This is a genomic window from Parashewanella sp. 2304DJ23-3 (assembly GCF_056591695.1).
This window is the reverse complement of sequence record NZ_JBWQOH010000014.1, coordinates 14910-34412: the sequence shown is the minus strand read 5'-3', so window position 1 is coordinate 34412 and position 19503 is coordinate 14910. Positions and strand designations below refer to the sequence as shown.

The window sequence follows — 19503 nt, the reverse complement described above, 5'->3', positions numbered from 1 at the left end:
TTGTAGTAGATTTGTACTATGGACACCGAGGGTATCAAAAATAATCTGAGATTGGAAAGTAATTGCACTAAATGAAATTGAATTATTTAGTTTGCACGACTGAACAATAATTTAATGGGTTAACGTCTGATTCTGAAAACAATATATTTATTCACTAACACGTTAAACATGCACTTATATCAAGTCGTACAATACATTCCATCAAACTTTTTATATCTCGTAATGCAAACCACACTCTCGTTTCATACCGTTAAATCGAGTCTCTTCTTCCAGCATTCCTAATTCTAAAGGCTTACTTGAATGCGTATCGCCAACAGATACGTAATTTTCGTACCACAGTGGATGATAAGGCAACTCGTTATCGACCAGATATTGATGGATGTCTTTATTGCTCCAATCAATAATCGGAAGTACTTTAAAACGGTCACCATGAATGGCTAATACATCCAATTGGTTCCGACTTTTTGCTTGCTCTCGTCTCAAGCCTGCAAACCAAGTGCCTGCGTTTAACTCTTTTAACGCTCGCTGCATTGGCTCAACTTTATTAATGCGATTGTAGCGCTCAAGGGCATCCAAACCTTGTTCCCATAATTTGCCAAAGCGAGCTTCTTGCCAAGCAGAAGACGTTGAAGAACGATACACTTTCAAATTCAGTGATAGTTTCTCGGTCAGTTCATCAATGAATTGATAGGTTTCCGGAAATAAATATCCAGTATCAGTGAGCACGACAGGAATATCTGGACGAGCCTGAGATAACAAGTGAAGCATAACCGCCGATTGAATCCCAAAACTTGAAGACACTATCGCTTGCTCAGGCAAATTGTCTAGCGCCCAAGCAATACGATCTTCAGCGGATAAAGCCGCAAGCTTTTCATTTAACTCGACCAACCCTAGCTGTTGTTCACTTTTTGAAGCTTTTAGTAATGCGTGAATCTGAGCCTTATCCATGAAAATCCCTTGCAGCTTCAATCACCGCTTTTACGACGCCACTGCGTACCACAAAATCACCGAAGCTTTCACCTGCATGACGTTGCTGAGAATATTGCTCAAACAAACCATCGAGCTCTGAAAAGATCGTGTCTTCATCCACATTATCTTTATAGAGTTTGTTCAAGCGCTTACCTTCAAAGTCAGCACCTAAATAAAGGTTATATCGACCCGGCGCTCGACCAACAAGTCCTATCTCCGCTGCAAACGGGCGAGCACAACCATTTGGACATCCCGTCATTCGAACAACAATCGGGCGCTCTGCGATATTATGTTTTGTCTGTAGTGCATCGATTCTGTCCATGAACTCAGGAAAATAACGCTCTGCTTCAGCCATGGCCAATGGACAGGTTGGCAATGCGACACACGCAATCGATCGACCTCGACTTTGAGTTAGCACTTCGCCCATTAAGCCATGCTTGCGGGCAATACCTTCAATTTGCACTTTCTCTGTTTCGTCAACGCCAGCCACAATCATGTTTTGATTCGCTGTCATCCGAAAATCGCCATTATGGATCTTAGCGATTTCTCGTAACCCTGTTTGTAATAGCTGGCCTTGAGTGTCTTTAATACGCCCACACTCAATAAATAAAGTTAAATGCCATTTACCATCAAAACCTTGAGTCCAACCATAACGATCGCCACGATCTTTTAGTTCAACATCTCGCTTTGGTCCAAATTGGATGCCCGCACGTGCTTCGACTTCAGCTTTTATCGCTTCATAGCCTTTATCAACAAGCGTGTATTTGAAACGCGCACGTTTACGATCAATACGATTACCCCAATCTCGTTGAACGGTCATTACCGCTTCTGCAAATTTGAGCACATCCTGCGTTTTTACAAAACCAAACTCTTTCGCCAATTGTGGGAAAGTATTGACATCACCATGTGTGGATCCCATACCACCACCAGCAACAAGGTTAAAGCCAACCAACTTGCCCTGCTCTGCAACGGCGATAAAACCAAGATCATTGGTATAAACATCGACATCATTTTCTGGCGGTACTGCTACCGCCATTTTAAATTTACGAGGCAAATAAGTATTGCCATATACTGGCTCAACCGTTTCTTCTTCGGCACTCACCAGTTTTTCATCATCCAGCCAGATCTCAGCATACGCTTTCGTATGTGGCAGCAAATGATCCGACAACTCTTTAGCTACAGCATAAGCTTGTTGATGCAATTCTGATTGCACAGGATTCGGATTACACATTACATTTCGGTTTACATCACCACAGGCAGCAATGGAGTCTAACGCTTGTTGATCGAGCCCTTGAATGAGCGTTCTAAGATTTCGCTTTGGGATCCCGTGATATTGAAACGTCTGCCTCGTCGTTAAACGAATACTGTTCGATGTTGTTAATTCTGACGATATTTTATCAACCGCTAACCACTGCTCCGGCGTACAGATCCCACCCGGAATCCTAGCTCGAAGCATAAAGCTGTAAAGTGGCTCAAGCTTTTGTTGCTGACGTTCAGGGCGTAAATCTCGATCGTCTTGCTGATAAAAACCATGGAACTTGATCAGTTGCTGATCATCATCTGCAAACGCACCTGTTACCTGAGAACCAAGTCCTTCCTTGATCGTGCCACGTAAGTAATTACTGTCGGTTTTGATATATTCGTTGGCAGCTAACTTACTCATTAGTACACATCCTTCTGGTAACGTTTGTTGATTCGTAATTCGTTATAAAATGCTTCGGCTTGCTCTACATCTAATCCGCCATGCTGCTGTGCAATCGCTAATAAGGCTTGATGGACGTCTTTTGCCATATGTTTTGCATCACCACAAATGTAAAGGTGTGCGCCTGTTTGCAGCCATTGCCATACTGCCTCGCCACGTTCGAGTAATCGATGCTGAACATATACTTTTTCAGCTTGATCGCGAGAGAAAGCCACATCTAAACGACTCAACACCCCTTTTTTAAGAAATTGCTGCCACTCAGTTTGATATAAGAAATCTTGTTCAAAATGAGGATTGCCAAAGAACAACCAACTATCTCCAGTTACTGTCTCAGTCGATCGTTGCTGTAAAAATGCACGAAATGGCGCAACACCAGTTCCTGGGCCCACCATGATGATCGCTGTCGAGGGTTCTTCTGGTAAACGAAAGTGTGAGTTTGGCTCAACATACACTTTCACCGTCTGCCCTTCTTCGCATTCTGATAAAAAGCGAGACGCTGCACCTAAACGCAATGTGCCTTGGCGTTCATCCGCGACTTTAGCCACAGTCAAGTGCACTTCTTCATCCACTTCGTCTTGGCTCGAAGCAATCGAATATAATCTCGGTGTTAACGGGCGCAGCACGTTGATAAATTGTTCAGCCGACACGCTTGCTGAGTATTCACTGATCAGTTCGATCACTTGATGATGAGTAATGTAATCTCTCAGCTGTTCTTTATTCTCTAGTAACTGATTCAGCTCTTCGTTTTGAGCATATTCAGCCCAAGCTGACACAACACTTGGCGTGAGCTGTGTAAGTTCTTTTTCTTCTGTCAGTACGTGTTGCAGTACGTTGTCACCTACAACCTCATCATGCACAAGTCCAAGAGTGGTAATAATTTCATTTACTAACGCTTGTTGGTTGCTGAACCATACTCCTAACGCATCACCCACTTGATAAGTAATCCCTGAACCTGCAAGATCAATTTCAACATGACGAACATCTCGATCTGAATCACGACCTGTGAGTTTTTGGCTGACAATTAACTCAGCAGCATACGGATTTGCTTTGGTATAGCCATGAACTTGCTGAGTTGCTGAACCATGGGTATTTAACGGCACCACTTGCGCAGTCTTAGTTACTGTCTTTTCTAATTCGACCACCAGTGCTTGTGACCAAGACTCTGCTGCCATTTCATAATCCACATCACATTCCGTAAGCGGCACAATTTCTTGTGCCCCTAATTCAACGAGACGTTTGCTGAAATCTTTTCCTGTTTGGCAAAAATACTCATAGCTGGAGTCACCTAACGCCAGTACCGAAAACTTGAGATCGGATAATTTTGGTGCGCGCTTGGAGTGCAAAAATTGGTGCAAGGCTACTGCATCATCAGGCGCCTCACCTTCACCATGGGTGCTCACTATCATCACAATATGGCTTTCATTTTTAAGCTGACGTGGTGAATAATCAGCCATCGAAATCAGTTCAACACTGAGTCCTTGAGCTTGATACTTCGCAGCGGTCTTTTCCGCAACACTACGCCCATTACCTGTTTGGCTGCCATAAAGCAGTTTGATCACTGCTGTAGGTTCGGTACTTTTGTTGGCAGAAACAGGCAAGTCCGATTTAAGTTGGCCCGCAAAATAGCCACTAAGCCAAGCTTTTTGAATTGGAGAGAGATCAGTCGTTAACCCCGTCAAGGACTCAAGTTGTCTTGCGGTTAACGGCGAAGCTGAAGTTAAAACAGAATCAAGCACAGTATTTACCATCCCTAGCAGGAAGTCTCAAAATATGTGCAAGCTTAGCTCAGGTTCTTATACTTAAATAAGAATAAAAACTAATTTTTAATAACCTTTAAGAATAAGAAGATTGCCAGAACTTATATTAACAAACTTTTACAACTCACTTCCCTTGAATTCATCGATTTGCCCCTCATATCTGAAAATAAGAATTACTGCAGTATGCAGCATTAATTAGAGGAACTCCCTGTGACTACAATCGTATCAGTACGCCGTAATAATCAAGTTGTTATTGCAGGTGACGGACAAGTTTCATTAGGCAATACCGTAATGAAAGGTAATGCCAAAAAAGTACGCCGTTTATATCATGAAAAAGTATTAGCCGGTTTCGCTGGCGGCACAGCTGATGCCTTCACGCTGTTTGAACGTTTCGAAGCGAAACTAGAAATGCACCAAGGACATTTATTACGTTCAGCCGTTGAGTTAGCCAAAGATTGGCGAACTGATCGTATGCTACGCAAACTCGAAGCTATGTTGGTTGTGGCAAACGAAGAAAGCTCATTGATCATCACAGGTAATGGTGATGTTGTGCAACCAGAGCATGATTTGGTTGCCATTGGTTCAGGTGGTAACTTTGCCCAAGCTGCGGCATTAGCCTTAATCGAAAATACGGAATTGAGTGCGAAAGAAATTGCCGAAAAAGCACTGACGATTGCTGGTGATATTTGTGTATTCACCAACCAGCACAAGACAGTTGAAGAATTAAACTACTAATCGGAGCGGTATTAGATTATGTCTCAAATGACTCCACGTGAAATTGTTCACGAACTTGATGCACACATTATTGGTCAGCAAAAAGCAAAACGCTCCGTGGCGATTGCCTTACGTAACCGCTGGCGCCGTATGCAGCTCGATAGCGATCTTCGTCAAGAGATCACCCCAAAAAACATCCTTATGATTGGCCCGACTGGTGTCGGTAAAACTGAAATTGCTCGCCGTTTAGCAAAATTGGCAAATGCACCGTTCATCAAGGTAGAAGCAACAAAATTTACTGAAGTCGGCTATGTGGGTAAAGAAGTCGAGCAAATCATTCGTGATTTAACTGACTCGGCAATCAAGTTGACTCGTGAACAACAGATGAAGCAGGTTCGCCATCGTGCAGAAGAAGCTGCTGAAGAACGCGTGCTTGATGCTTTATTGCCACCAGTTAAAGATGACTGGGATCAAGACAGCAATAAAGATTCATCAACCCGTCAAGTTTTCCGTAAAAAGTTACGTGAAGGACAACTTGATGATAAAGAAATCGAAATTGATATTGCAGCGCCTCAAGTCGGCGTAGAGATCATTTCTCCTCCTGGAATGGAAGAAATGACTAACCAACTTCAAGGTTTATTCCAAAACATGGGACAAACTCCTTCTAAACGTAAGAAGTTGAAGATTAAAGATGCAATGAAGCAGCTTACTGAAGAAGAAGCGGCGAAGTTAGTCAATCAAGATGATTTAAAAGAATCAGCCATCGAGCTGGTTGAACAACACGGTATTGTGTTCTTAGACGAGATCGACAAGATTTGTAAACGTGGCGATACTTCAGGCCCTGATGTTTCTCGTGAAGGTGTGCAACGTGATCTTCTGCCGCTGGTTGAAGGCTGCACCGTAAATACTAAACACGGCATGGTAAAAACCGATCATATTTTGTTCATTGCGTCAGGTGCGTTCCAAATGGCGAAGCCATCGGATTTGATCCCGGAACTGCAAGGTCGTCTACCAATCCGCGTTGAATTAGATGCACTGTCTTCTGATGACTTTAAACGTATTTTGACTGAACCAAATGCGTCGCTTACTGAGCAATATGTAGCCTTGATGTCTACTGAAGGCGTAACCATTGAGTTCGCTGATAGCGGTATTGAAGCGATTGCGAATGCCGCATGGCAAGTGAACGAACGTACTGAGAATATCGGTGCTCGTCGTCTTCATACCGTCATGGAGCGCTTGATGGAAGAGATGTCCTATGATGCTTCTGATAAGTCAGGTGAGTCACTGGTTGTTGATGAAGCGTATGTTAAGTCTCACTTAGACAACTTAGTTCAAAATGAAGATCTCAGCCGTTTTGTGCTTTAATCTAGATGTTATCCGTTATGCAGTTACCGCTGCATAACGGTAATTACAAGAAAAGAGTGCTTACTATGCCAGCTCCAAAAGTTACCCAGCTCAAGCTCAAACAAAAAAGCCGTATACTTGTTATTGCTTTTGCAGATAATACTGCTGGAGAACTCAGTTGTGAATTTTTACGCGTTCACTCTCCGTCAGCCGAAGTACAAGGTCACGGCACTCCCGTTTTAGTCACGAATAAAAAGCAGGTTAACATCAGCAATATCGACCCCGTGGGTCACTATGGCGTAAAACTGGTTTTTGACGACGGTCATGATACTGGTATTTTTTCTTGGGAAGTCTTGCACCACTTAGTCAATCATCATGACTCACTTTGGCAAACTTATCTTGAACGCTTGACCAAAGAGAAAGGTTCAAGAGAAGCCATTATCCCTATGGCAGTCAAATATAGCCCTTAATGATTTAACATAAACATTACGATATTGACGGTTTTTCAATAATTCACGCACCACTTTTCTGCTTTCCCTCAACACAAGCATCAGAAAACCAAGGCGTTATTCAGCCTATATTCAGCCATGTACCTTTATTAATGGTGTTTAGCTTTAAAAAGCATAAACAATTAATGTTTAACATAAGGTAATGCTCATGGGTATGAAATGTAAACACTCTGCTTCTGTGGTTGCGGTATCGTTACTGATATCGACAAGTGCACTTGCGGCTAATTTTGTTAACCTCGGTGAAAAAACGCAATCGTCCCAGCAGACATTTCATACCTCACGTATGACACCTGGATTCAGTGCACCTCAAACTCAGCCAGATGTTCAGCTTGATAATCGAATCAGCTTTAAATTGATTAGAACGATTCCAGTCGCTAATGGCCATCACAAATATCGTTTCCAAGAGTACTTTGACGGTGTACCTATCTATAATTCTTACGTCGTATCAAACAGCAAAAGCCTTACCCATCATATCAAAGAACAGGTTTACGGCTCAGTTTTAGCCAATTTGAACGTAGACGAAAATTTTACTAAACCTGATGTTTCTGCAAAACAAGCGATGACTATTGCGATGGCGAAAGATGACTCGTTAGTCACACTTGCAAGTAAAGCTAATGTGCAGAGCAATGAACAACAGGCTCAGAACCAATCATCACAGCTAGTTATCTATATGGGTGAGGATCAACAGCCTCATCTCGCTTATATAGAAAAATTTACAGTTTACCAACCAGCGGTATCTAGACCTTTTACTTTCGTGGATGCACACACTGGAGAAATTATCCGAACTTGGAATAGCATTGCCCATGAAAATGACAACAATTCTGACAATTCAAGCACGGATAGTCCTAATAGTGAAAACGTTCAAGCTTCAGGCGTCGGTGGGAACCTCAATCAGAGAAATATATATACCGCCGGGAAAAATGGCATTCCACTCACTCGTATCAATGGTGTTTGTTACTTTGACACCAGAAACGTCAGAACTGTAGATTTACATAGTCAAGGAACCAACAAAAAAGGTGAATTAAAATTTGACCCAAAAACGCTAAAAGCTATGAGTTTTTACTGTCCTGATGATGAAATCAATTATGTAGGAGATTGGAGTAAAAAAGACTCTTATCCAGCCTACGATGTTGAAGATGATGCTCAATACTTTGGCGCTAAAATTTACCAAATGTACCAAGACTGGTTCGATGAAGCACCGATTCGCGGAAAGTTATATATGCGTATTCATTTTGGAAAGAATTATGACAACGCATTCTGGGATGGAAAGTACATGAACTTCGGAGACGGAAAAAACTTTTATCCTCTAGTATCGCTCGACGTCGCCGCTCATGAAATAACTCATGGTGTAACGCAGTATAGAGGGAAGTTAGAAGGCGGAAGACCAAATTGCGAAGCCTGTGCTATCAATGAAGCATTCTCTGATATGGCTGGTGAAGCTGCTAAAGTGTATGTCTACCACCATAACGACTTTTTAGTTGGCCCTACTGTTATTAGAAAAAACCCTGATTTAACCAAAGCATTGCGTTATTTTGCAGATCCAGCGAAAGATGGTAAATCTTTTGCAAACTATCAAGACTATTTAAGTGGATACAGAGAGCAAAAGTACGCAGATACAGGATTAAATGAACACTGGGGCGCAGGTATTTTCGACAAAGCTTTCTATGAATTAGCAACGACGAAAGGCTGGAATGTCAAAAAAGCATTTACGGTTTTCTTCAAAGCAAATGAAACATATTGGTATCCCGGTTCAGGTTTTACTCAAGCCGCTTGTGGTGTATATAACGCCGCTTCTGATAACCATATGCCAAAAGTTGATGTTGTAAATGCCTTTGATAAAGTGGGTATCTACAGTTTAAGCGATCGAGATTGCTTTACTGTACCTAATAAATCTTAGTTGTTTCTTGCCACAAACTTAAGTTTAATAGCCCTTTAGTTATTTCGTTAAAGGGCTTTATTTTGAACGCTGCAGTATCTGAACTTGCCAATCGTCGTCATCAAGGCGCTCCTGGCACAGAACTTTCTCCAGAGCACAAACCGAAAGATTTTGAACACGCTTTTTCACTGCAACAGCAGGTAGCAGCAGAATATTGCCAACTTGCAGGTACGCAGGTTAACGGCTGGAAGTGTGTACTACCAACAAAAACGACAACCATGTTGGCTCCTTTGTATGCTAATGGTACTCAAGTTAACACTGAAACCTGCACTCTTTTCCCATCCACAGATAACTTAGCACTGGTTGAACCTGAAATTGTTAGTATTTTTAAACATGGTTTACCAGTGAGAGATGAGCCATATTCAGAGCAAGAAGTTGAAGCCGCAATAGGTTCAACTCATTTTGCCTTAGAGCTTATGCAAAGCCGCTTTAGTGAACCAGAAAAAGTGACGTATTTTGAAGCCCTTGCTGATGGTTTGTTAAACCAGGGAGTTTACGTCGGCCCAGAGATATCAAAAGACATTCCTTTAGAAGTAATGGCGGAATTTGAACTGCGAATCTCGTCAGAACAAGAAGTCTACTTGGATAAAGCGGTGACTCATCCAAATAAGCACCCGAGAATTGCCATCTATTGGTTAGTGAATGAATTAAGAGAACGTGAGATTGCCATCAATGCGGGCGATAAAGTAATTACAGGTTCATACGCAGGCATCGTTAAAGTTCCCTTCAATCAACCCGTCACTTTCAAATATGGTGAGCTTGGAGAGTTTTCTGTAACGTTTAAAACTAAATAATCTAGCTCGAAACCCTGACGATGTTACTTACTGAGCAACATCGTCTGTTTTAAAATTTGGCACCACCACATAAGCGTGCTGATCCCAATCATATTTGTACGTTTTATCCTGCCATTGATAATAGCTTTTACCATCTTTCATGACCGTTCTGGCATTGGCAGGCAAACTCGAAATACCTGTCGAGTAGTCCATCCCTGTAGTGACACTTTGTTGCTGAATGACAACAGGTTCAGACTGAGGTTCAGATTGATGATACAACCACTTACCCGCTTCATACGCTAACGGAACCGTAATAGCAGCTCCAACAAAGTCATCCCAGTGATTGTGTCGATACCACCAAGGCCAGCGATGTCGCCAATAAGGGCCATTCCAATGTCTGTGCGCCCAATGACGGCGAGACCAATAGTCTCTACGATGTTCATGCCGCCAATGACGGTTATACCATCGTGCCGAATGATGCCTATGGTGAAACCCTGTCAGGGTAAAATGCTGGCGAGTAAAGCTGCTACCATGAGGCTCAGGGAATTGCGCCACTTGCTGTTGTACTAATGAATTGTTAGCCAAGAGCGGCCAAGATGCACTCAGCATCACAACAACGCCAAGTCGTTTGATCAGAGATAAGGTCATAATTCTATGCATATCACTGCTCCTCTCATTTAAACTAACAGCCAATAATCTCAGTATATACAGTGGTTGTTTTTCAAGCAATTTAACTGACAAAGCTTTAATTTACTTTTCATGCTTCTTTACAGTCACAGATGCATAACGTAAGTCACTAGAATTCATCATTATCAAAATAATTTGATATGACGCACAATTCGCAAAAATGCTATAGTTCGGCTTATTAATTATCTTTCATCTAGGAACTTATGAGTTTTAAGGATTTAAGAAGTTTTATCGATCACTTAGAGGCTAATGGCGAACTCAAACGCATCAGCCACGAGGTTGATCCAAATCTTGAAATGACCGAAATCGCCGATCGAGTGCTTCGAGCACAAGGACCTGCATTGCTATTCGAAAACCCAACTGGGCATACCATGCCAGTATTGGCAAATCTGTTTGGTACGCCTAAACGTGTTGCAATGGCGCTCGGTAAACAAGACCCAATTGAACTTCGGGAAGTCGGTGAATTGTTAGCTTTCCTTAAAGAACCTGAGCCACCAGCTGGGTTTAAAGACGCCATAAGTAAAATCCCGAAGTTTTCGCAGGCACTAAAAATGCCGACCAAAACGGTCAGAGCAGCACCTTGCCAAGAAGTGGTGATCAAGGGAGAAGATGTCGATTTAACTCAGCTGCCGATTCAGCACTGCTGGCCAGGTGATGTTGCACCACTAATGACGTGGGGTTTGACCATCACTAAAGGGCCAAGGCAAAAAAGACAAAACCTTGGGATTTATCGACAGCAACTGCTTGGCAAGAACAAGCTGATTATGCGCTGGCTCGATCACCGTGGTGGCGCTTTAGATTTTAAAGATTTCAAAGAAAAGCATCCAGGTGAAAAATACCCTGTAGTCGTTGCTTTCGGTAGCGATCCAGCAACCATTTTAGGGGCAGTAACACCAGTGCCTGACTCAATGAGCGAGTACGCCTTTGCAGGTCTATTACGCCAAGAGCGCACAGAGGTTTGCAGTGCCATCAGCTGTGACTTAGAGGTCCCAGCCACCAGCGAGATCATTCTTGAAGGTTACATTGATCCTGAAGAAACGGCTGAAGAAGGCCCGTATGGTGATCACACTGGTTATTATAACGAAACGGAATCGTTCCCAGTATTCACGGTCACGCACATTACCCATCGAAAAGATGCCATTTATCACAGTACCTACACTGGCCGTCCACCCGATGAGCCAGCAATGTTAGGTGTGGCACTTAACGAAGTGTTTGTACCTATACTGCGAAAGCAGTATCCAGAAATTATCGATTTTTATTTACCACCAGAAGGTTGTTCATACCGCATGGCAGTGATATCAATCCGTAAACAGTATCCGGGGCATGCAAAGCGTATCATGATGGGGGCCTGGTCTTTCTTACGTCAATTTATGTATACCAAATTCATCATCATCGTTGATGAGGACGTGAATTGCCGTGATTGGAATGATGTCATTTGGGCGATTACGACCCGTATGGATCCAACACGTGATACCACCATGATTGACCATACACCTATTGACTATTTAGACTTTGCTTCGCCTGTTGCCGGTCTTGGCTCAAAAATGGGTTTGGATGCGACCAATAAATGGGAAGGCGAAACCACCCGAGAGTGGGGCACGCCGATTGTGATGGATGAAGCCGTAAAGCAAAAAGTTGATGACATTTGGGAGCAGCTTGGCATAGATAAATAGTACAATAAGTGCCTGAGGATAAGTTCGTTGAACACTATCGTCAGGTACTTAAAAAACCTATAAATAAGCGAAGCGCCAACAATGCGCCACCTTAACTAATAATGATAAATCAAGGAAACACGGAAGCGAGATGAATACCCTTTCTTGTCACGTAAAAAGTATTACTCCATTTAATGACTCTGTTTATCAGGTAATTTTAGTGCCTGAAACTCAATTTGAGTTTAAAGCTGGTCAATATCTATCTGTTGTTATGAGCGAAAAAGACAAACGTCCGTTTTCCATTGCTTCTGCTCCTCACGCTTCTGAGCTCGAACTGCATATCGGTGCTGCCGTTGCTGAAAGCTACCCTATGCAGGTTGTAGAAAACATGAAGCAAGCGTTAGCTGATAACAGTACCATTACTATTGAAGCACCAGCTGGTGAAGCGTTTTTAAGAGCTAACAGTAATCGACCTAAACTACTTGCAGCTGGTGGTACGGGCTTTTCATACATAAAGAGCATCATCGAAGACCTCATCGAAACAGGTGACACAACACCCGTTACTTTTTATTGGGGATGTCGTACATCTGATGCGATGTACTATAAAGAAATCGCTGATGGCTGGAACCAAGCATACGACTGGTTGCGTTTTGTTCCTGTGGTTGAAGACGCTGCTGAAAACTGGGTTGGAAAAACAGCTAACTTGCTCGAACAAATTAAACTCGATCATTCTGATGTATCAGCATTTGATATTTATGTGGCTGGCCGCTTTGATATGGCGGGTGCTGCACGTGATATGTTTAGAGAGTTAGGAGTGAACGAAGCTCATCTATTTGGTGATGCCTTTGCATTCTTAAAATAGCTATATCATGTTTCTTGAGGTTGATATTCATTTATCAACCTTGTTGCATTTGTTCTTTAAATACTTTTCTTTGATGTAGAATCAATTCTCGCCTTGCTTCTTCAGAAAAAAGTTGTATTTCCTCAAGTAGATTATGCGCTAGAACAATATCTTCATAATCTGCAAACATAAACTGTCTTTGGTTATACAGACCTGCTTTGCATGCAAACTCCTCTTTATTGTGGGTCGATCCCACATAAAAAAGATGCCTTACCGTTTTATCAGAAAAGCTATCTGCAATTTCTTGATGATTGCTCATCGAGTCATCAATAAAAATAATTTCATCATGTGGAATTTTATTTTCATTAAAATAAGCAGTTAGGCGCTCTCCTTTTGTTTTCTTATTCAACTCATCTTCTTTACTTTTCGGCTTTTTATTTTCCAGAATAACTAAATTTTTTCTTTGTTCTCGGTTCACATTTATAGCATCTAGTTTCTGGTCGGTAAAAAAACCATTTGTCAGTAATATAATTTTGCAACCGGGGAATGATTCTTTTAATTCCAAAAGATACTTACTGATACTTTTTTCTGTTTCAACGTATCTATCTTTATTTAGTGTCAAACCAAACCTACTGTCTTTCTTTACTTTTTCACTAACCAGTGTTTCATCAACATCAAAGACAAAAACTGGTTGGTCCGTTTCAACGACTGCTGGAACACTCGAAAGAGACGATACACCATTGACCATGAAAGGCTTATGCCCAGGTTTCTGAATATGCATTGGCGCTTTAATAAATTCGGAGTTACCCTTCGATGCCATAGTCAGCTTCAATGAATTAGCTTGACTGTTTGCGAAACACACTTCTGCTTGTTTCGGTTGACCGTCAGGCAGTTTCGTCCCAATACCAATTCCACCATCTGGATTTGCTTTTAGTGATGCCAAGTTAATAGACTTAGTCATTTTCAACGCAGTCATTTTCAACGTACTGCCTTGTACCGGTAAGATTTTATCTAAAGCAACCCGATATCGAGATTTAAACCAAGCATCAGGTATTTTCCGTTTAAACCAACTTTTTTCACGGATAAAGAAGCTTTCTAATCCTTTTTTTGTCTTAACTTTTTTTACCTCAAAAGTTCTCTTGTAAGTAGAGTTGTCTGCGTTTGAAAACTCAATATGTATTTTGGTCCACCGATCAGCCTCAAGTGAAAATAAGTCTTTTTCGCCTCCAGTAATATCGGTACTTTTAGCCCCTGAATTCCAAGAAGCTTTTACTGTGACAGTTCTCTTAACAGACATAATTCATTGAGTTATATAATGAATGGATACCCGTATTATATTTGTATCTATTCGTATGATAAAAATTAAATTAATTCAACACACTGGTCCTAAAATCATTAAACACAACAAATAGACTCATAAAATCAAACGCTTAATACGGTGTCTCCGCACGCGTATATTAATAATATTTAATATCAACAGTAGTGTTGAAGATACGCTGTTGTTTACAAGCCTCCAATGATCCCTGACAGCTTGAACACGCTTCACTCAACATTATTTGAAAGCAAGCACATTCGACTACAAAACCTCAGGAAATGGCACACCCAGTTTCAACATTGTTTGGTTTATATCGTCACAGATCTGTGTTTTTCGTTGTTCTTCTTTAATTCTCAATTCTTTTTCTTTCTTTTTTTGATCTTGAGCATACTCGTCTAACATCGCTTTCCTTTGCTGATATTGTGCGACCGCCATTTCACGCTTCCTCAATTGAGCATTCAAATTGCAACCTATACGAGTACCTTTATCTTTGAGGTATATCTTTGCTTCAGCTTGTTTCGTTGTTAAGCCTTGACTGGCGTCCTTCATTTCCTCTTTAACATAGCTTTCAAACTTATACGCCGTGCCTTGAGCAAACAATAAATGAGAAACAGGAGGGATTGCCCTGAATTCTAAATGCTCTGAATGATCAGCGTTTTTCTGCTTCGTCACATTAGCAACGCTATTGTGTTGATCTAATTCATCATCCATAAAGATAATTTGATCGGCCTCAAGAAAGTCATTGTTAAAATAATTCCAAATTTGGTTACCTACATCTACGCCATACTTTTCTTGATCTGCAGTTGAAAGTTCACCGTCTATAACCCTGTCATAACAATCACCCAATTGAGCTTTTTTCATTTTACTCACAGTGCCTTTACCCTTAGAGACAAGGATAATTTGAGCATCAGGGTAATCACTCTTTATCTTTCTTAGTGCTTGTTGTGTTCTCGTTTCAAATGCCTCAAAATTTCCTTCTTCTGTCATCACTTTACTATTAGTACGCTTAACTAAAGTGTTGTCTACACCGATGGCAATTAACGGCTTTGTACCCGTAATCATTTTTGGTAAAGATAGAATGGATGTTGAAACATGAATATCTTGATCGCCATAACAAAAAGCGGTTTCAGAATAAATAACACCGTCTTCTTTTAAGACATCAACAGGCATTGGTGTATCTTGTATACGTTTACGAGCTTGAATTGGGTAATATTCTTGCATTTCGAACTCAAGATTTTTGGGTGTGAAGTATTCGTCAGTAAGCTCAACCTCATGTAACTTTGATGACATTGCCTCCAGTTCATGTGGTGTTTTCTCTATACTTGGCAATTGAATTGGAGGCACTTCCTCTTGACAACTACCCCAGTCACGCAACTGCGTTGCACCATCAATGAATTCAGTTGTTTCTTTCCCCGAACACAACACTCCTTTCCAAACAGGCAATGAGCGTTCCAGTTGCTTACTTTCTTTTGATTTAATACCTATTGCTGCTAAAGCTCGTCTTATTCTGGAGTTTTCTCTTAACACATAACTGGCAAGACCACTTTGGGTTCGCACTTGCTTCACTTGATATACTTTTCTTTTCACTTTCCCTGTTAATGAGTCTTTCATTCTGAATGTTACTTTTTTCCAGTCAGATACTGCTGTGCTTTTTCTTCTTAACTCACTGACATCCATTTTAATAACCTGATTTTTCTGAAAATCAACGTTACATTCTATTTCAGCACATGTTTGTCTAAACTTTGCTCTTATAGCGGATTGTTTTCTAGTATGCATAGCTTTTAGATACAAGTTCAAATTATAACCAAGCAGTAAACTCTCATGCTCCTCAAACAGTTCACCCAATGAACTGTATTCATCCATACTGAGCGCTTCTAATCGATTATCTGTAGCCCCAATATGCAGTAAATGATTAATTTTAATTTCTGGAAACGTCTCTTTTACATCATTACAGGAAAATCCATCAGCCATTTCATGATGAGATTTTATTGAATTAGCAACAAAAATAATTTCCTGAGGCTTTATCTCTTTGTCTTTAAGGTATCTAAGTACACGTTGGCCTTTATCTATTCCAGCCAAATCAGATCCTGAAAATAAAATGTTACTTTCAGGATCTAACAATTCATAGCTACCACAATGAAATCCTTCTAAATCATCTGTAGAGATGCCGACCCTTTTCAGCTTTTCAATTAACTTGCCTTGCTGGCTATTACTCATTAACAAAATCTTATGATCTGGATACATCCTTTTGAGCTCTAATAGCTTTATTTTTGTGTTCGTTTCTACTTCTTGTGATATACCGGCAAGCCCTTCAGATTCCCGATACTTTTTGGGCAAAGCACTGAGTAGAACATCGTCAATATCAATGACAATTAACGGGTCTTGCGCTACGGCTAAATTTTTGATTTGCGACACGGAAGAGATGGCTTTAACATCAAAAGACGTATTTTTCTCTGTTTTCATCGTTATAGCACTTGAAGAAAGGAGCGGTTCTGAGCCATGTTCGCACTTCAAAATAACGGGTTGAGCACTCCGCTGTATACCAAGCTCAATGTCCCGAGTAACTTTCCTACCGTGCACTTGACCAATAGCAGCTCCTTCCTCTGGATGTTGGCATAGCGAATCTATTGAAACTTGATATGTTTTCTTTGTGATTTCAGGCGTTGCAACTTCTGCTTCCTCTCCTTTATGAAATCGTCTCATAGGCAATGCTTCTTGGATTGCTACCCTGTATTTTGACTTAAATATCCTTGATTCAATTTTTCGCTTAAACTTACTGCACTCTCTGACGTGAAAACCGGTCACATTACTTTCGACTTCTACTTTTTTTACTTGAAAACGTTTTGTAAAAATCCTTCCTCTCTCATCCCTAAATTTTACTGCAGTGTCTTTCCAAACGTTGTTTTCCAACGCAAATAGCTGCTCCGAACCTTTCGTTAGAGTGGCTCTTTCTAATCGGCTATCCCAAAAAGCGGACACAGTTAGTGGCTGCAGCATATTCATACGGTTGTATTAAAGTGCTTTGAGTTTACTTATTCTGGGGGGAATGTGACGAGTTTATAGATAAAAATTAAGCTTCAGCTGTGGTTAAAAAAAACGAAATTATTACTTAATTTCAATGGCATACAAACAAATATTTATATTAAAGTAAAGAAAGCTTAATTTCAGCAATCAAATAAGTTAATCGTGTAAAACATCGAAAGTACATACAGTTATAAATTATTATGTATTTCGACATTCTTCATCATAACCCAATAAACACAAACATCTTTTCTTTTATTAATATGCCACCAAAGCTCAAATTTTAAGGCACAAAAAAGCCCACAAAAATGTGGGCTTTGAATCAGTACTTCAAGAATCGATATTATGCTCGAGCAGCACGCTTACGATCATTTTCTGTAAGATTCTTCTTACGAACACGGATGCTCTCAGGCGTTACTTCCACTAGCTCATCATCATCAATAAATTCAAGCGCACGCTCTAAAGTCAATACGATTGGTGGAGTCAGAACCTGTGCTTCATCAGTACCTGATGCACGCATGTTAGTTAGCTGCTTACCTTTCAAACAGTTAACCGTTAAGTCATTTGAACGAGCATGAATACCAATAACTTGACCTTCATACACTTCAACACCGTGTCCAAGGAACAGGCGACCACGATCCTGAAGACCAAATAGTGCGAACGTTAACGCTTTACCCGTACCGTTTGAGATCAATACACCGTTTTGACGCTGACCGATGTCACCACCTAATGCTGGACCATAGTGATCAAACGTGTGGTAGATAAGACCTGTTCCTGAAGTCGCAGTTAGGAATTCAGTTTGGAAGCCAATTAAGCCACGGCTTGGGATCATAAAGTCAATACGTACACGACCCTTGCCATCTGGCTGCATGTCGCGCATATCACCTTTACGAGCACCTAGACGCTCAATAACCGCACCTTGATGCTCTTCTTCAACATCAACCGTTACGTTTTCGTATGGCTCACACATTTCGCCATCAATTTCTTTAACGATAACTTCTGGACGAGATACTGCTAGCTCGTAGCCTTCACGACGCATGTTTTCAATCAAGATTGAAAGGTGAAGTTCACCACGACCAGAAACACGGAAGCGGTCTGGGCTGTCTGTTTCTTCAACGCGTAATGCTACGTTATGTACTAATTCTTGCTCAAGACGCTCAAGGATATTACGTGAAGTTACGTACTTACCTTCTTTACCAGCAAACGGAGACGTGTTTACTTGGAACGTCATTGTTAGTGTTGGTTCATCAACCGATAATGGTGGTAATGCATCTGGTGAACCTTGAGGGCAAATGGTGTCTGAAATTTTCAGTTCACCAAGACCCGTAATCGCAACGATGTCACCCGCATTCGCTTCAGTAACTTCATGACGGTCAAGACCCATGTAACCAAGAACTTGGCCAACTTTACCGTTACGTGTTTTGCCTTCAGCATTAACCACAGTAACCTGTTGGTTAACTTTAACGCTACCACGCTTGATGCGACCTACACCAATTACACCAACATATGAGTTGTAATCAAGCTGTGAGATCTGCATTTGGAAGTCACCTTCTGCGTTTGCATCTGGTGTTGGTACTTTATCAACGATAGCTTCAAACAGTGGAGTCATATCTTCGCTTTGTACGTCTGGATCTAATGTTGCAAATCCATTCAATGCAGAAGCGTATACCACAGGGAAATCTAACTGTTCGTCAGTTGCACCTAAGTTATCAAATAAGTCGAATACTTGATCCATTACCCAATCAGGACGAGCACCTGGACGGTCAACTTTATTGATAACAACAATTGGTTTTAGACCTTGAGCGAATGCTTTTTTAGTTACAAAGCGAGTTTGTGGCATAGGACCATCAACCGCATCAACAAGAAGCAATACTGAATCAACCATAGAAAGAACACGTTCTACTTCACCACCGAAGTCAGCGTGTCCAGGAGTGTCTACGATGTTAATACGGTAGTCATTCCACTTGATGGCAGTATTTTTCGCCAGAATTGTGATCCCACGTTCTTTTTCGAGATCGTTCGAGTCCATCACCCTTTCAGTCGCTTCACCGCGTGTTTCTAGTGTTCCTGACTGCGCCAGCAATTTGTCAACCAAAGTCGTTTTACCATGGTCAACGTGAGCAATAATGGCGATGTTTCGTAATTTATCTAGCACTGAATAAGCCTCATACCATCAAATATCCGTGTTATTTCACGGGAAATTTCTAAAGCAGATACCATGTCATTTAGACAGGGCATCCCAAAAAGCGTGCTATTCTACTCTAGCTTAAGATTTAGCGATAG

The 19503-nt window shown here is 41.2% G+C and carries 14 protein-coding genes; 7 read left to right on the top strand and 7 right to left on the bottom strand.

Annotated elements, in window-relative coordinates:
* Nucleotides 1-210: 210 nt before the first annotated feature.
* From AC1EU2_RS17980 to AC1EU2_RS17970, 3 genes are read right to left on the bottom strand one after another with little or no spacing between them, the layout of a single operon-like run.
* A complete protein-coding gene (locus AC1EU2_RS17980; protein ID WP_480299660.1) occupies nt 211-948 on the bottom strand; it encodes a phosphoadenylyl-sulfate reductase in 738 nt (245 codons plus the stop codon).
* Nucleotides 941-2632, bottom strand: a complete 1692-nt coding sequence (gene cysI, locus AC1EU2_RS17975; protein WP_480299659.1) for an assimilatory sulfite reductase (NADPH) hemoprotein subunit — start codon at nt 2630-2632, stop codon at nt 941-943. Before cysI ends, AC1EU2_RS17980 begins: the two co-directional genes overlap by 8 nt.
* Nucleotides 2632-4419: an assimilatory sulfite reductase (NADPH) flavoprotein subunit gene (locus AC1EU2_RS17970; RefSeq protein WP_480299658.1), complete on the bottom strand. Its 1788-nt coding sequence runs from the start codon at nt 4417-4419 to the stop codon at nt 2632-2634. Before AC1EU2_RS17970 ends, cysI begins: the two co-directional genes overlap by 1 nt.
* Before the next feature lie 219 nt (nt 4420-4638).
* Here AC1EU2_RS17970 and hslV point away from each other — a divergent pair, with 219 nt between their 5' ends.
* From hslV to AC1EU2_RS17945, 5 genes are all read left to right on the top strand, one after another.
* A complete protein-coding gene (hslV, locus tag AC1EU2_RS17965; RefSeq protein ID WP_480299657.1) occupies nt 4639-5163 on the top strand; it encodes an ATP-dependent protease subunit HslV in 525 nt (174 codons plus the stop codon).
* 18 nt (nt 5164-5181) lie between these two features.
* A complete protein-coding gene (gene hslU / locus AC1EU2_RS17960) occupies nt 5182-6507 on the top strand; it encodes an ATP-dependent protease ATPase subunit HslU (RefSeq protein ID WP_480299656.1) in 1326 nt (441 codons plus the stop codon).
* A 65-nt stretch (nt 6508-6572) separates the two neighbouring features.
* Nucleotides 6573-6956: a gamma-butyrobetaine hydroxylase family protein gene (locus AC1EU2_RS17955; RefSeq protein WP_480299655.1), complete on the top strand. Its 384-nt coding sequence runs from the start codon at nt 6573-6575 to the stop codon at nt 6954-6956.
* A 187-nt stretch (nt 6957-7143) separates the two neighbouring features.
* Nucleotides 7144-8892, top strand: a complete 1749-nt coding sequence (locus AC1EU2_RS17950; protein ID WP_480299654.1) for a M4 family metallopeptidase — start codon at nt 7144-7146, stop codon at nt 8890-8892.
* A gap of 62 nt (nt 8893-8954) precedes the next feature.
* Entirely contained in the window at nt 8955-9725 is a 771-nt protein-coding gene (locus tag AC1EU2_RS17945; RefSeq protein WP_480299653.1) for a hydratase, read from the top strand.
* 27 nt (nt 9726-9752) lie between these two features.
* On the opposite strand, the gene AC1EU2_RS17940 is transcribed toward AC1EU2_RS17945, so the two are convergent.
* A complete protein-coding gene (locus tag AC1EU2_RS17940) occupies nt 9753-10364 on the bottom strand; it encodes a hypothetical protein (protein WP_480299652.1) in 612 nt (203 codons plus the stop codon).
* A 230-nt stretch (nt 10365-10594) separates the two neighbouring features.
* Between AC1EU2_RS17940 and ubiD the strand changes: the two genes are divergently transcribed.
* Entirely contained in the window at nt 10595-12064 is a 1470-nt protein-coding gene (gene ubiD, locus AC1EU2_RS17935; RefSeq protein ID WP_480299651.1) for a 4-hydroxy-3-polyprenylbenzoate decarboxylase, read from the top strand.
* Nucleotides 12065-12194: 130 nt separating this feature from the next.
* Complete coding sequence (fre, locus tag AC1EU2_RS17930; RefSeq protein WP_480299650.1) at nt 12195-12905, top strand: NAD(P)H-flavin reductase; 711 nt, start codon at nt 12195-12197, stop codon at nt 12903-12905.
* Nucleotides 12906-12939: 34 nt separating this feature from the next.
* Here fre and AC1EU2_RS17925 read toward each other — a convergent pair whose 3' ends face one another.
* From AC1EU2_RS17925 to typA, 3 genes are all read right to left on the bottom strand, one after another.
* The gene (locus tag AC1EU2_RS17925) at nt 12940-14181 is read right to left on the bottom strand and encodes an HAD family hydrolase (RefSeq protein WP_480299649.1); all 1242 of its coding nucleotides are present in this window, start codon (nt 14179-14181) and stop codon (nt 12940-12942) included.
* Between the two features lie 279 nt (nt 14182-14460).
* Complete coding sequence (locus AC1EU2_RS17920; protein WP_480299648.1) at nt 14461-17196, bottom strand: hypothetical protein; 2736 nt, start codon at nt 17194-17196, stop codon at nt 14461-14463.
* Nucleotides 17197-17563: 367 nt separating this feature from the next.
* On the bottom strand, nt 17564-19375 hold the full coding sequence (typA, locus tag AC1EU2_RS17915) for a translational GTPase TypA (RefSeq protein WP_480299647.1): 1812 nt from the start codon (nt 19373-19375) through the stop codon (nt 17564-17566).
* Between the last annotated feature and the right edge of the window lie 128 nt (nt 19376-19503).

What these genes read in the sequence shown, in the direction of transcription:
- AC1EU2_RS17980 (WP_480299660.1), bottom strand. Translation starts at nt 948, where the DNA reads ATGGATAAGGCTCAGATTCACGCATTACTAAAAGCTTCAAAAAGTGAA.
- cysI (WP_480299659.1), bottom strand. Translation starts at nt 2,632, where the DNA reads ATGAGTAAGTTAGCTGCCAACGAATATATCAAAACCGACAGTAATTAC.
- AC1EU2_RS17970 (WP_480299658.1), bottom strand. Translation starts at nt 4,419, where the DNA reads ATGGTAAATACTGTGCTTGATTCTGTTTTAACTTCAGCTTCGCCGTTA.
- hslU (WP_480299656.1), top strand. Translation starts at nt 5,182, where the DNA reads ATGTCTCAAATGACTCCACGTGAAATTGTTCACGAACTTGATGCACAC.
- AC1EU2_RS17955 (WP_480299655.1), top strand. Translation starts at nt 6,573, where the DNA reads ATGCCAGCTCCAAAAGTTACCCAGCTCAAGCTCAAACAAAAAAGCCGT.
- AC1EU2_RS17950 (WP_480299654.1), top strand. Translation starts at nt 7,144, where the DNA reads ATGGGTATGAAATGTAAACACTCTGCTTCTGTGGTTGCGGTATCGTTA.
- AC1EU2_RS17940 (WP_480299652.1), bottom strand. Translation starts at nt 10,364, where the DNA reads ATGCATAGAATTATGACCTTATCTCTGATCAAACGACTTGGCGTTGTT.
- ubiD (WP_480299651.1), top strand. Translation starts at nt 10,595, where the DNA reads ATGAGTTTTAAGGATTTAAGAAGTTTTATCGATCACTTAGAGGCTAAT.
- fre (WP_480299650.1), top strand. Translation starts at nt 12,195, where the DNA reads ATGAATACCCTTTCTTGTCACGTAAAAAGTATTACTCCATTTAATGAC.
- AC1EU2_RS17925 (WP_480299649.1), bottom strand. Translation starts at nt 14,181, where the DNA reads ATGTCTGTTAAGAGAACTGTCACAGTAAAAGCTTCTTGGAATTCAGGG.
- AC1EU2_RS17920 (WP_480299648.1), bottom strand. Translation starts at nt 17,196, where the DNA reads ATGCTGCAGCCACTAACTGTGTCCGCTTTTTGGGATAGCCGATTAGAA.